Genomic DNA, 12,775 nt, shown 5'->3' on the forward strand with positions numbered 1-12,775 from the left:
CCGCAAGGCGGCCGCTGAATAATGGTCTACAACATTAGCAGGTGACAGCTGCCAGCTTTAGTGCGCCATGCGAGCATTTCCAGGCCTCTCTCGCGTTCGAACCACGCAATCCGGCATACACAACCTTGCCATTGTCGGCGCGCCGATGACTAGCAGAACTTTCGATCTTGAAGATTGCGGGCCTTAATCCGCGGCCAAACGCTGTGCTCCCTAACGCTCTCAGGGTCAGCTTTTGGCCCCAAGCGGCCATCGCGTCTTGGCGCGTTGGGCCTCCTTGTCCTAGGTTGTCCAATGCGTTCCGCAATTCTAGGAGAGCTAGCATGGCGTCCACATTCACCGTGCACGAGGCGTCCGGATATGAGCAGCTCATGGGGCGATGGAGTCGCAAGCTGGCACCCGCATTTGTCGAATTTGCCGGGCTCGCTACCGGCGAGAAGCTGCTCGACGTCGGGTGTGGTACGGGCAGCCTGACTTTTGAACTCGCCGCACGAAGCGAGCCGGTCGAGATCCGCGCCATCGACTACGCTCCGGCATTTGTCGAGGCGGCGCGGCAGGCCAACACCGATCCTCGGGTGACGATCGAACAGGCGGACGCCACTGCATTGCCCTTCGAGGATCGGACATTCGATCGGGCGATGGCGATGCTGGTGTTGCACTTTGTGCCGGACGCGCCGCTGGCCATCAGAGAAATGCGCCGCGTCGTCAGGCCAGGCGGCGTCGTGGCGGCGGTGGTGTGGGACCATCTGGGTGGCATGTCCGGGATGCGTATGATCGTGGACACCATCGCAATGCTGTCGGAAGGTGGGCGCCAGCTTCGCAACCGGTACGTCTTCCAGCCGATGATGCAGCCTGGCGAAATGAAACGAGCCTTCGTCGACCAAGGACTGAACGACGTGGCGGAGGACCAGCTGATGGTCCGGATGGACTACCGCGACTTCGATGACCTGTGGGCGCCCATAGCTGCCGGCGAAGGACCGCTCGGCAAGTTTGTTGGCCAACTCGAAGCTGAGGAGCTCAATAGAGCAACCGCCGCAGTTCGAGATGCATACGAAGGCGGGAGACCTGACGGCCCGCGTTCGTTCGCCAGTTTGGCGTGGGCCTGCCGCGGGATTGTTCCGTAAAGCCGGCGGCATGCTGCCAGAAGGCCCTGGTCCGGTCCCCGCCAGCGACCGCTCTTGGCCCAAAGCGGACTCTCGTTCATCTATGAGTAGTTGGCGGCTTTGCGCCCCGTTCCGGCCGTTCACCGCCCCGGCGAGACTTCCCGAAAGCAGCCGGTCTTCGCATCGCAGGTACTCGTGAGAGCTGGCGGTCGGCAGGATCCACTGCGCGAGGACCTATGCCGAGGGAGGCGGAGAAGCTGGGCAACGCCACCGCCTTTCATTTCCGGGGTGTTGTCCGCCCGCAGTTGGGTGGGCGGGCGGACAAAGCGCAACGGCTACTATGGGAGGCTAGTACATCGTCCGCGGATTGATGGCGTCGGCGGGAATCTGCTGGATCACGTCCCAATGCTCGGCAATCTTGCCGTTGTCGACCCGGAAGATGTCGACGATGACCGTTCCGGGCGAGTTTTCAGATTTCGGCTGCGCGGTTTGCAGCATTACGAGATCGCCTTCGGCAATGACGCGCTCAAATTTTACCTGCTGCTTTGGCCAGTTCAAGATGCCCAGGCCTTCGAGGAAGGTCTTCACGGCCTCCCGACCGTCGGTCATCGAGGGATTGTGCTGGATGTACTCGTCGGCCCAGTAGCGGTCGAGCGCGGTGAGATCGTGATCGCCGAACAGTTCCTGATAAGCCTTGGCGACCAGTACCTTGTTGGCTTGAGTCAGTTCGTAGTCCTGCACGATCTGGGTCTGGGTGGCGTCCTGGGCATAAGCAGGTACCGCCAATCCGGCGACCGAGGTGGTCACGAGGAAGATGGATGCGAGAATCGTCGTCTTGAACATTGGATCGTCTCCTGGTGTTCGCGCCTAGCTAAGCGCGCGGGTAACCAGAACGGTGTCGACATACTGGGTCATTCGAATGACCTTGCCGTCCTTGATCTGGTAAAGATGGGCGAAGGGCGCCGTCATGGACTTGCCCGTCGCGTTATAGGTGCCGGAATAGACGCCGAAGGCGGCAACGCGATCGCCGTCGGCAAGGTAGGTGTGGACGTCGGCGCGGTAGCCGGTCCATTCCGTGCCAAGGCGGCGGAATACGCCCTCGATCAGTGCCTCCGGTCCAACATAGGTGCCGGCATAGGGGAAGCCCTCTGCCTCCGTCCATTCCACGTCCGGCGACAGGACAGCGCGCAGATTGCGGCCGTTGTCTTCGGAGGATCCCTCATAGGTCCCCCGGATCAGCTCAAGGTTGGTGCTCATCTCAACCCCACTGCATTTCGCCGGTGGCGACCTTGGAGCCAATGTCGAGGGCGACACCCATGCCCAGGTTTGGAAAGCGCGCTTCGAGCGCGGCCTTGAGCGTGGTGGAATCGCCGCCCTTGGCCAGTTCCTCCTCAAAAGCCAGCAGGTACGCCTTCGTGTGCTCGATCGCGGTAAGACCGGTCGAGGCTGCGGGGTCCATGTGGCCCGGAATGACGACTGACGGATTGCGGGCGGCAATCTCGTCGAGATTGGCGATCCAGGCCGCACGCTGCTCCCTGGTGCGCGTGTCGGCGGTCCAGACATGCACGCCCGAAAAGATCAGGACGCCGCCAAAGACGGCATTCAGCGTCGGAACCCACAGATAGCGGCGATTGGCGAGGCCCTCTGCCGGGACGACTTCGATCGTTTCGCCATCCACGGTGAGCGTCGGGCCGTCAAAAGCCTCCGGAAGAACGATGTCGGCCTGGGTCTGGGGGCCATTCTCGTTGAGCTTTGGACCCCATGCGGCCAGCTTCTTGTCCACGTTGCCCTTGATGGCTTCAACGGTCGCCGAAGCGGCAATGACCCTGGCGTGCGGGAACGCTTCGCGAACCGGCTTCAGGCTGAAATAGTAATCGGGATCGGACTGGCTGATGTAGATCGTGGTCAGCGTCTTGCCCGTCGCCTTGATGGCTTCGGCGAGCGCGCGCCCGTCGGGATAGGTGAAACCGCCGTCGATCAGAAGGACCTCGCTCGGGCCTGATAGCAACACCGGCGCCCGGAAGAAGCCGTTCCCGCCGGCAGGAAAATGGGTCCAATTCAGAGTCGTTGTCATGATTGTCTCCTTGGTGATTTTTGTCGTCGTTGGGATGAGGGCTCAGGCAGCTTGGAGCTGAGCGATCAACATGTCGGGGCCGCCAAACAGCGCGCCGTTGGGAAGCAGCCGGCGATTGTTGCCTTCGCCGACGACCAGCGCGGGCACTCCGTTGGCGCCGAAAAGCGCCATATCGGCTCGGGAGGACGCTATCCGCGCCCGGTAGGCGGCCATCAACTCCTGGTCCGGTACGCGAAGACGGTCGGCAGCCTCGGTGAAACCGGCATCCGCAAGGATGCCGATCACGACGCCCATATCGCCGTTGTCCCGGCCGTCGACATAGCGTGCGCGCTGCAGCGCTTTAAGCGCCGCCATCTCTTCGGATGGCGCCTGGAGCCCCACCGCCACGATGGCCAAGGTTGCTGGCGCGGAGTCGAACGGCGCGCCGGTCGCGCCGAGTACCTGCCGGCGGTAGGTTTCGCTGAAAATCTGCCCAGTCAGCCGGGCGATGCGCTGATCGTTCTGCCAGGCATAAGCGGCGAACGATTGGTCCATGGAGCGGGCGCCTTCACCGGCAAACAGGCCGGTAGGGGACAGATGAATAGTTGTGCCATCCACACGGCTCAATCGCTCGAGGGCACCCCTGGCCCCGTAGCACCAGCCGCAAAGCGGGTTGAACAGGTAGGTGATGTTCATGTCCTGCATCCTTAAATGTCGTGGATGCAAGCTACGCCGCGGTTATTGGTTGATCGAGGACGTCAAAGCGTACACAATGTTTGCGTAAAGCATACAATGTGGGTGGTGCGGTGCAAGCTATTCGCCTCAATCGATTGGCCTACTTTTCCGCCGTGGCCGAGACGGGATCGTTCACCAAGGCCGCAGACCGGCTGGGGATCACCAAGGCCGTCGTGAGCCAGCAGGTGAGCCGCCTCGAGGCAGAACTCGGCACCAGTCTACTGGTGCGAACGACGCGGCGGGTCGAGCCGACCGAAGCCGGCAGGCTACTTCACGCGCGCTGTGTGCTGATCTTCAGCGAGGTCGAGGAAGCGGTCGGGGAAATCGCTCAGACCAATGCAGAGCCAACGGGAACCTTGCGCATAACCGCGCCCAATGACTATGGCGCGTCCACGATTGCACCTGTCATCGCGGCCTTCACCAGGACGTACCCGGCCTGCAGTGTGGAATTGCAGCTATCTGATACCAAGGTCGACCTGATCGCCGACCATTTCGATCTCTCGATCCGCGTCGGGTGGCTGGACGATTCCAGCTATCACGCAAGGCGGATCGGTACGTTTCGGCAGCTGTTGGTTGCATCGTCTGACCTAGCGCAAGCGTGGACCGCCAGCGTGCCGGAGGATCTGGTTGGTCTCCCCTTCATTGCCAATGCGTCGCTGAAAGAGCCGTTGGTCTGGCGCTTTACCAAGGACGATTTCGACCCCAGAACGGTCAGACTTCGGCAGAACATCTTGACCAATTCCACGCCCGCGGCGCTGGCGGCCGTCTTAGCTGGAGGGGGAATGTCGGTTTTGCCGGACTTTCTGACCACGGAGCATCTGGAGGGCAGCCGGCTGATCCAACTCCTGCCAGCCTGGAGCCTACCAGCTGGAGGGGTTTATGCCGTCTATCCGGCAGCGCGCTTCCGGCCACCCAAGGTCACGGCGTTCGTGGCGATGTTGTCACGTTCCCGGAGCGATCAAACAAAGCTAGAAAAGTAGATGTTTCTATCGCCTGACTAAGCAGGATGTGAGGGCATGCAGGACCCCTTCTTCATCGTCCTCAACCGCTTGGACTCGGCCGACACCGAAACGCCCGCATTCTCGGCCACCTGACGGATGGTAATCCTGCGAGGCAACCCGTCTTCCTGCGCCTGCAAGGGTTGGCACCTCCTTTCGAACCGCAACGACTTGAGGATTGGGAGATCCTCGTCCTCTCAGATTAAAGGTGTTGCGGCGACCGGTTGAACCCACCGCCCCTTTCCGGCCGTTCAACGCCCCGGCGAGACCATCTCCTCATGGTTGAGGTGGACCAGAATCCGCAGACACGAACCAACCCATCGGGTGCGAGCCTCGACAAACGCTATCGAGGGGACAAACAGGCACGTCTTGACATCTCAACTAAATTGATATCAGTTCAAGTTAGTTGAGATGGCGGAGACCGTGCCAACTGAAACGGAGGATCAGATATGGAAATGTTCGTCGCGGCCGCCTTCGGCGCCGAATGCTTGATGGCTAAGGGCGGACTGGGAGGAAGATCGGTGTCGGGGTGGTCGCGAGGCGACCGTGCTTCGACGGCCATCATTTGCCCCATGCTCTCGAGAGGAGAGCCTCTTTGAACCAGGGGTAGGGCCAGGCAAGGGAATTGATCGTGAAGATCAAGAGTATCAAGGCTTTCAAAATCCAATATCCCATCTCCGGTGGCAACTCGGCGGAGGCAAAGGGGAGCTCAATCGCTCGCCGGGCACCCTGGACGGTAGATTCCGAAGTCGCGAACCCGATGTCACGGTATCCCCGCTACAAGCGGCTTCGACAGAGTTGGAACCGCAATTTTGCGGCCGTGGGCGTGCTCGTTACGGCCGACGACGGGTCGTGGGGGTTTGCTACGGCCTCCTACGGCGAGCCTACAATCTCGCTGATCAACGACCATCTCGGCCCGCTTCTTGAGGGCGAGAATGCTCTGGCCACCGAACGGCTGTGGGACATGATGATGCGCATCACGTCTCCGTACTCGCCCTCGGGATTAGCCTCCTACGCGATCAGCGGGATCGATCTTGCACTGTGGGACCTCAAAGGTAAGCTTCTCAAGCTGCCCGTGTACGAACTTGTGGGCGGACCGGCGAGAGAAAAGCAGTTTTGCTACGCCACCGGCAACGATACGGATTGGCACATGGAGCTCGGCTTCAAGGCCACCAAACTTGCCTGCCCCTACGGTACCACTGACGGCCTAGAGGCGCTCGACAAGAACGAGGAGTTCGTTGGCAGGACCCGAGAGCTGATTGGCCCGAAAGTCGAACTCATGCTCGACTGCTGGATGGCCTTCGATGTGGAATTCGCGGTGCGTCTGGCGCACCGGCTGAAGCCCTTCAACCTCAAGTGGATGGAGGACTGCCTGATCCCAGAGGACCACACGTCGCACAAGGCCTTACGGGAGCGTCTTCCCTGGCAGACCCTAGCGACTGGCGAGCATTGGTACACACCCTATACATTCTTCGAGGCGGCGAAGGACAGGGTCGTCGATATCTTCCAGGCAGATATCCATTGGGTCGGCGGTTTCACCGCGACACAGAAGATATCGGCGATCGCGGATGCGGCGGGGCTCGAGCTGATCTGTCACGCCGGCATGAACACGCCTTACGGGCAACATTTTACCATCAGCAGTCCCAACAGTCGTTGGGGTGAGTTCTTTGTGGGTGGGGCGCCGGGCGTGCCCCTGGAGGAGACACATAGCTATCCCGGTATGGCCATTCCTAGGGACGGCTATGTCGTGGTGAGCGATGAGCCTGGCTTTGGTCACGGACTGAGCCTCGAGGCCATCGACAAGATGACGATCTAAGACTGCACAAACGGCCGACACGGTCGGCCACGAGGAGGAAAATATGAAACGAACTGCCCTGCTGGGCAGCGCGATGGCGCTGCTCACCCTGCCACTGCTTGCATCAACGGCGCTTGCACAGGTTGCCGACATGCCGCGCAACGAGACCCTGGTCCTCACCCCTTGGGGAGACCAGCCCGCCCAGTTCGCCAACACCGAGAACTGGCACCCGTACCTGACGTCGGTTTCCCATCAGCGCGACGCGATGCAGTTCACCGTCAACGAGGCGCTGTTCTACACCAACCTCAACGACGGCAAGCTGATCCCGTGGCAGGCCGAGAGCTTCGAGTATGCTCCCGACTTCCTCAGCGCCACGCTCAAGTTGCGCGACGGCGTGGAGTGGTCGGACGGGCAGAAGTTCACCGCCGATGATGTGAAGTTCACGCTCGAGACGCTGCGCGATGCGCCGCCGGAGGTCAACGGCTCGGCTTCGTTCAAGGAGTGGGTCAAGGACGTCACCGTCACCGATCCGTTGAACGTCACCATCAACTTCAACAAGGCCGCACCGCGCTTCATCCGCGATTTCCTCGCGCTCGGACACGAGAACCACTACCCGATCCTGCCCAAGCACATCTGGGAAGGCCAGGACATCGCGACCTTCACCAACTTCGATCTCGCCAAGGGCTGGCCGGTCGGTACCGGCGCCTACAAGCTGGTCTCGACCACCAACCAGCAGGAGATCTTCGATCGCCGCGACGACTGGTGGGGTGCCAAGGTCGGCTTCCAGGACCTGCCGGCGCCCAAGCGCATCACCCTCGTGCCCGTCTCGAGCGATGACGCGATGGGCCAGTTGCACATTGCCAACCAGATTGATGGCGGCCGCCAGCTGCTGATTGGCACGTTCGAGGCGGCTCGCGCTCAGAACGACAAGCTGGTGTCGTGGAACACCGAAGGGCCGAACTGGGGCGCTCCGGACGGCTGCGACTACTCACTGGTCTTCAACATGATGAAGGCGCCGTGGAACGACGTGAACGTCCGCTACGCCTTGAACTATGCCATCGACCGCACCGCCATCAACGACATCGGCTACGAAGGTGGCCAGAAGCCGGTGACCTTCGCGTTCTCCAACTACATGGCCGGTACCTGGCTCGGCGAGGGCAGCCCGCTCAAGGCCGTGCTCGACAAGTACAACCTAGACAATCCCGATCCGGCCAAGGTCGAGGAGTACATGACCAAGGCCGGCTATGCCAAGGACGCCAATGGCCTCTGGGCCAAGGACGGCAAGCCGCTGACCGTCACGGTGCGCACCCCGGCCTTCATCCAGCCGACGCTTGCACCGCTGACCCAGCAGTTCAAGAACGCCGGCTTCGATGCGGTGCAGGCTCCGGTCGACGACACCTGGCTGCCGGACATGCAGAACGGCAACTTCGACACCATGATCTTCGTCCACTGCGGCAGCCAAAGTGAGCCGCTCGAGACCCTGCAGCACTACCACAGCAAGTTCGCCCGTCCGCTGGGTGAGGTAGTGCCGAACCTGATCGCGGGGTCGCGTTACATGAACCCGGAATACGACAAGCTGATCGACGCCATGGACGCGGTGCCGGCCAGTACCGATCCGAACTCCGACTACATGAAGAACGCCGTCGCTGCCCTCGACATCGCGCTGCGTGACCTGCCGCAGATCGACCTGCTCGAGGAATATCACGTCGTGACCTTCAACACTGCCTACTGGACCGGCTGGCCGTCCGCGGCTGACCCGTACGTCGCCCCGTACACGCCGTGGGAGGCGTTCAACGTGGTGATCCACAACCTGAAGCCGAGCGGCGCGCAGTAAGCGCCACAACCGTAAGCGGGCGGCGGTTCTCTGCCGCCCGCATCCGTGACCCTAGTGGAGATGGACAATGCAACACCCACCGATGTCATCCCAGCGAAAGCAGGGATCCAACTATCAGCTGGCGCGGGCGGAGGCTTGGATCCCTGCTTTCGCTGGGATGACACCGAGGGTGTGGCGCCCTCACAGGCAGTCCGCAAGATCGGTTCACCGATGAGCAAGGAACTCCTGCGCTACCTGCTGACGAGGTTCGGCCAGCTCTTGCTGATCATCTTCGTCGCGGTCAGCATCAACTTCATCATCCCCCGCCTGCTTCCGGGCGACCCGGTGCAGACGGCGCTGGCGCGGCTGCAGACGAGCGGCGGGGCGCAGAATGTCGATATCCAGGCGATCTCGGCCGCCTATCGGGCCAAGTACGGCCTCGATGCGCCGATCCTCACGCAATACATCAATTACTGGGGTGACCTGCTCCAACTCGACCTCGGGGTGTCGTTCGCGAACTTCCCCGAAAAGGTCTCGACCATGATCGGCAATGCGCTCCCCTGGTCGGTGACGCTGCTTGCCGTGGCGACCCTGATCGCCTTCAGCGTCGGTTCGCTGCTCGGCGCTCGTCTCGCCTGGCCCGGGTCCGGCCGGACGATCAAGTCGATCGTGCCGCTGATGATGATCCTGACCTCGATCCCGTTCTACCTGCTGGCGATCATCCTGATCTATTTCTTCGCCGTGGTGCTGAAGTGGTTCCCACCCGCCGGCGGCGTCGACACCACCCGCATCATGCGGCTCGATTGGGCCACCACCGAAGACATGCTGCGGCACGCGTTCCTCCCCTGCCTCGCCATTATCCTCGGCAATGTCGGCTTCTGGGCGCTTGGCATGCGCAGCCAGATGGTCTCGGTGCTGGGCGAGGACTACATCACCTTCGCCGAGGCCAAGGGCCTGCATCCGAACCGGATTTTCGTCTGGTACGGCATGCGCAACGCCCTCTTGGCACAGGTGACCGCGCTGGCGCTGTCTCTCGGTTCGGTGGTCTCCGGCGCCGTGCTGGTCGAGGTGATCTTCAACTATCCGGGGCTCGGCTCCCTCCTCTACGTCGCGATCCGCGGCCAGGATTACTTCGTCATCCAGGGTGTGGTGCTGATGCTGATCGTCTCGCTGGCGGTGCTGCTGTTCCTCGTCGACCTGATCTACCCGCTGCTTGACCCGAGGATCCGGCGATGAACCTTCTCAACTCCCTTCGCCGCAACTACGAGCAGGGCCGGATCAGCGGCGTGCTGTTGCTCGGCCTCGCCATCCTCGCCGCCATTCTGCTGTTCAGCGCCATCGGCCCGTTCTTCGTCGACGCGGTGAACGCCCAGGTCGGCGCTGTACGTCCGCGGAGGCCCCCCTCGCCCGAGTACTTCCTCGGCACGGATTCGCAGGGCCGCGACATGTGGACCCTCTTGATCTACGCCACCCCGAACACCCTGAAGATGGGCCTCATCGCCGGCTTCATCGGCGTCGGCTTCGGCACTGCGCTCGGCCTCATCGCCGGACACTTCGGCGGCATTATCGATGCGGTCATCCGGGTGATCTCGGATGCCCTGCTGACCGTGCCGGCCATCGCCATTCTGGTGATCATCGCCGGCAATATCGACCGCATGACCACGCTGGTGATGGCGCTGGTCGTCGCCTCGCTCGGCTGGATGTTCACCACCCGCACGGTGCGGGCGCAGGTGCTCACCATCCGCGAGAAATCCTATGTCGAGGTGGCGCGGGTGAACGGCGAGAGCCAGTGGGAGATCCTCTTCACCGAGATCATGCCCAACATCATGCCCTACATCGTCGCGAGCTTCGTCGGCACCGTCTCGGGCTCGATCCTCGCCGTCATCGGGCTCGAGGCCCTCGGCCTCGGCGCGCTCGACGAGATGACGCTCGGCAACACCATCTACTGGAGCCAGCAATCCTCTGCGGTGCTGCGCGGCTATTGGTGGTGGTGGGGTCCACCGATCGTGGTCATCGCCGCGATCTTCATTGGTCTGTTCCTGACATCCGTCGGCTTCGACCGCTTCGCCAACCCAAAGCTGGCCAAACGCTGATGACCGACAAGACCAACCCCATCCTCGTCGTCGAGGATCTGAACGTCCACTACGACACCGGCAAGGGTCCGGCGAAAGCCGTGAACGACGTGTCGTTCTCGCTGCTGCCGGGCGAGCGGCTGGGGCTGATCGGGGAATCCGGTTCGGGCAAGACCACCATGGCGACAGCGCTGATGCGCCTGACCCGGTCGCCCGGCCGCATCGCCAGCGGTTCGGTGATGCTGGACGGCCGCGACATCCTCAAGATGAGCAACAAGGAACTGCGTGAAACCCGGCTGCGCGATATCGCGCTGATCCCGCAGGGCGCGATGAGTTCGCTAAACCCGGTGATGCGGCTCGAGGAGCAGATGATCGACGCGATCGTCGCCCACAAGCCCGGCATGCGCCGCGCCGAACTCGATGCCCGTGTGCAGGAACTGCTGAAGAACGTCGGCCTCGCGCCAGAGGTGGCGCGCCGCTACCCGCACGAACTGTCCGGCGGCATGAAACAGCGCGCCGCGATGGCGATCGCCACCTCGCTGGCGCCCAAGGTGATCGTCGCCGACGAGCCGACCAGCGCGCTCGACGTAGTGGTGCAGCGCCAGGTGATGCAGACGCTCGGGCGGCTGCAGGACGGGCTCGGCGCCGCCGTGGTGCTGATCGGTCACGACATGGGGCTGATCGCGCAGTTCGCCGATACGGTGGGCGTGATGTACGCGGGCCGGCTCGTCGAGATCGGGCCGGTCAAGCAGATGATCGAAAGCCCCAAGCACCCGTACACGCGGCTGCTCGTCGACAGCCTCCCCGGCATCGACCGGAAGCGTGAGCTGACCGGCATCCCCGGCCTGCCACCGCCGCTGGTCGATTTGCCGCCCGGTTGCAGCTTCAACCCGCGCTGCCCGCTGGCCTTCGATCGCTGCGTGCGCGAGACGCCGCTGCTGCAGGAGGTGGCGCCCGCCCAGAGCGCCGCCTGCCACCTGTATCCAGAGCATGCGGCGCTCCCGCCGCTGCCGCCCATGACACGTGCCCACCAGGAGCTCCGCCCGTGAGCGCTCTCATCGAAATGCAGGGCGTCACCAAGAACTATGGCGCCTTCACCGCGCTCGACAACGTGACGCTGTCGCTGTCCGACACCAGCCCGTCGATGACCGCCGTCGCCGGCGAAAGCGGCAGCGGCAAGACCACGCTGGCGCGAATGATGCTGGGCTTCATCAACCCCTCGCATGGGCACGTGCTCTACCAGGGCAAGGACGTTGCCAGGATGACCGGCGCCGAGCAGCGGCAGTTCCGCCGCGAGGTGCAGCCGGTGTTCCAGGACCCATTCGACGTGTTCAACCCGTTCTACCGGATCGACCACGTGCTCGAGACGCCGGTGAAGCGCTACAAGCTCGCCGACAGCCAGGCCGGCGCACGGGCGATGATCGAGGACGCGCTGAAGCGTGTCGGCCTGCGGCCGCAAGACACGCTGGGGCGGTTTCCGCACGAGCTGTCGGGCGGCCAGCGCCAGCGCGTCATGGTGGCCCGCGCGGTGCTGCTACGGCCCAAGCTGATTATTGCCGACGAGCCGGTGTCGATGGTCGATGCGTCGCTGCGCGCCACTATCCTCGACGAGCTGAAGACGCTGAACCGCGAGCTCGGCATCTCGATCGTCTACATCACGCACGACCTGACCACGGCCTTCCAGATATGCGACAACATCATGATCCTCTATCGCGGCACGGTGTCGGAGGCGGGGGCGGTGGAGCGGGTGATCGGGGCGCCCAAGCACCCCTACTCGCAGTTGCTGGTCTCATCGATCCCGCTGCCCGACCTGTCGAAGGCCTGGGGCGGCGAGGAGATCCCGGTGTCGGAAGCCTCGGCCTCGCGCGCCAACCCCGGCTGCAAGTTCGCGCCGCGCTGCCCGCATGTCATGGAGATGTGCTGGGAGTCGCCGCCTCCCCAATACACGCCTGATGCCCACCGGCTGCTGACGTGTTTTCTTTATCGGGATGCGCCGATCTCACCTAACCCGGATGTCGCGACGGTGTTTCGCGCGCCGGACGTTCCTGTCGTGCAGGCATGGAAATGAACCAGATCGATCTCAACGGCCATGTTGATCAACAGGCCGTCGCAGCCCTCATCACGCTGTCCGCGCCACTGCTCGTTTTCATACTGTTTCACAAATACTTCGTCATGGGCGCCAGCAACACGTCCGGCGGCAAGGAATAAC

Annotated in this window: 12 protein-coding genes and 1 pseudogene; 9 read left to right on the plus strand and 4 right to left on the minus strand. The window is 62.8% G+C overall.

Annotated features, from left to right (window positions below):
- Positions 1-320 precede the first annotated feature (320 nt).
- Positions 321-1,121: a class I SAM-dependent methyltransferase gene (locus tag AC1DYL_RS16230; protein ID WP_477173961.1), complete on the plus strand. Its 801-nt coding sequence runs from the start codon at positions 321-323 to the stop codon at positions 1,119-1,121.
- Between the two features lie 327 nt (positions 1,122-1,448).
- On the opposite strand, the gene AC1DYL_RS16235 is transcribed toward AC1DYL_RS16230, so the two are convergent.
- From AC1DYL_RS16235 to AC1DYL_RS16250, 4 genes and pseudogenes are all read right to left on the minus strand, one after another.
- Positions 1,449-1,943, minus strand: a complete 495-nt coding sequence (locus AC1DYL_RS16235; RefSeq protein WP_477173962.1) for a nuclear transport factor 2 family protein — start codon at positions 1,941-1,943, stop codon at positions 1,449-1,451.
- 24 nt (positions 1,944-1,967) lie between these two features.
- Positions 1,968-2,357, minus strand: coding sequence for a nuclear transport factor 2 family protein (locus tag AC1DYL_RS16240; RefSeq protein ID WP_477173963.1), 390 nt, complete (start codon positions 2,355-2,357; stop codon positions 1,968-1,970).
- Position 2,358: 1 nt separating this feature from the next.
- A pseudogene (locus tag AC1DYL_RS16245) lies at positions 2,359-3,162 on the minus strand (MBL fold metallo-hydrolase); the annotation flags it as partial.
- 54 nt (positions 3,163-3,216) lie between these two features.
- Positions 3,217-3,849: a DsbA family protein gene (locus tag AC1DYL_RS16250; protein WP_477173964.1), complete on the minus strand. Its 633-nt coding sequence runs from the start codon at positions 3,847-3,849 to the stop codon at positions 3,217-3,219.
- A 110-nt stretch (positions 3,850-3,959) separates the two neighbouring features.
- Between AC1DYL_RS16250 and AC1DYL_RS16255 the strand changes: the two genes are divergently transcribed.
- The 8 genes from AC1DYL_RS16255 to AC1DYL_RS16290 all read left to right on the plus strand — a co-directional run bounded on the left by AC1DYL_RS16255 (position 3,960) and on the right by AC1DYL_RS16290 (position 12,774).
- Positions 3,960-4,868 (plus strand): LysR family transcriptional regulator, encoded by a 909-nt coding sequence (locus AC1DYL_RS16255; protein ID WP_477173965.1) that lies wholly within the window; start codon positions 3,960-3,962, stop codon positions 4,866-4,868.
- Between the two features lie 649 nt (positions 4,869-5,517).
- Positions 5,518-6,702 carry an enolase C-terminal domain-like protein gene (locus tag AC1DYL_RS16260; RefSeq protein ID WP_477173966.1) on the plus strand — a complete coding sequence of 395 codons (1,185 nt, stop codon included), beginning with the start codon at positions 5,518-5,520 and terminating at the stop codon, positions 6,700-6,702.
- A gap of 43 nt (positions 6,703-6,745) precedes the next feature.
- Positions 6,746-8,515 carry an ABC transporter substrate-binding protein gene (locus tag AC1DYL_RS16265; RefSeq protein ID WP_477173967.1) on the plus strand — a complete coding sequence of 590 codons (1,770 nt, stop codon included), beginning with the start codon at positions 6,746-6,748 and terminating at the stop codon, positions 8,513-8,515.
- Between the two features lie 210 nt (positions 8,516-8,725).
- A complete protein-coding gene (locus AC1DYL_RS16270) occupies positions 8,726-9,730 on the plus strand; it encodes an ABC transporter permease (RefSeq protein ID WP_477173968.1) in 1,005 nt (334 codons plus the stop codon).
- Positions 9,727-10,587, plus strand: coding sequence for an ABC transporter permease (locus tag AC1DYL_RS16275; protein WP_477173969.1), 861 nt, complete (start codon positions 9,727-9,729; stop codon positions 10,585-10,587). The genes AC1DYL_RS16270 and AC1DYL_RS16275 overlap by 4 nt, the downstream gene beginning before the upstream one ends.
- Positions 10,587-11,615, plus strand: coding sequence for an ABC transporter ATP-binding protein (locus AC1DYL_RS16280; RefSeq protein ID WP_477173970.1), 1,029 nt, complete (start codon positions 10,587-10,589; stop codon positions 11,613-11,615). Before AC1DYL_RS16275 ends, AC1DYL_RS16280 begins: the two co-directional genes overlap by 1 nt.
- On the plus strand, positions 11,612-12,634 hold the full coding sequence (locus tag AC1DYL_RS16285) for an ABC transporter ATP-binding protein (protein WP_477173971.1): 1,023 nt from the start codon (positions 11,612-11,614) through the stop codon (positions 12,632-12,634). Before AC1DYL_RS16280 ends, AC1DYL_RS16285 begins: the two co-directional genes overlap by 4 nt.
- Entirely contained in the window at positions 12,631-12,774 is a 144-nt protein-coding gene (locus AC1DYL_RS16290) for a hypothetical protein (protein WP_477173972.1), read from the plus strand. The genes AC1DYL_RS16285 and AC1DYL_RS16290 overlap by 4 nt, the downstream gene beginning before the upstream one ends.
- The last annotated feature ends 1 nt before the right edge of the window (position 12,775 follow it).

Source organism: Devosia sp. P1_H9, from assembly GCF_056405135.1.

Coding starts and splice junctions, on each gene's coding strand:
- AC1DYL_RS16235 (WP_477173962.1), bottom strand. CDS start 1,943: ATGTTCAAGACGACGATTCTCGCATCCATCTTCCTCGTGACCACCTCG.
- AC1DYL_RS16230 (WP_477173961.1), top strand. CDS start 321: ATGGCGTCCACATTCACCGTGCACGAGGCGTCCGGATATGAGCAGCTC.
- AC1DYL_RS16265 (WP_477173967.1), top strand. CDS start 6,746: ATGAAACGAACTGCCCTGCTGGGCAGCGCGATGGCGCTGCTCACCCTG.
- AC1DYL_RS16280 (WP_477173970.1), top strand. CDS start 10,587: ATGACCGACAAGACCAACCCCATCCTCGTCGTCGAGGATCTGAACGTC.
- AC1DYL_RS16250 (WP_477173964.1), bottom strand. CDS start 3,849: ATGAACATCACCTACCTGTTCAACCCGCTTTGCGGCTGGTGCTACGGG.
- AC1DYL_RS16290 (WP_477173972.1), top strand. CDS start 12,631: ATGAACCAGATCGATCTCAACGGCCATGTTGATCAACAGGCCGTCGCA.
- AC1DYL_RS16240 (WP_477173963.1), bottom strand. CDS start 2,357: ATGAGCACCAACCTTGAGCTGATCCGGGGGACCTATGAGGGATCCTCC.
- AC1DYL_RS16275 (WP_477173969.1), top strand. CDS start 9,727: ATGAACCTTCTCAACTCCCTTCGCCGCAACTACGAGCAGGGCCGGATC.
- AC1DYL_RS16270 (WP_477173968.1), top strand. CDS start 8,726: ATGAGCAAGGAACTCCTGCGCTACCTGCTGACGAGGTTCGGCCAGCTC.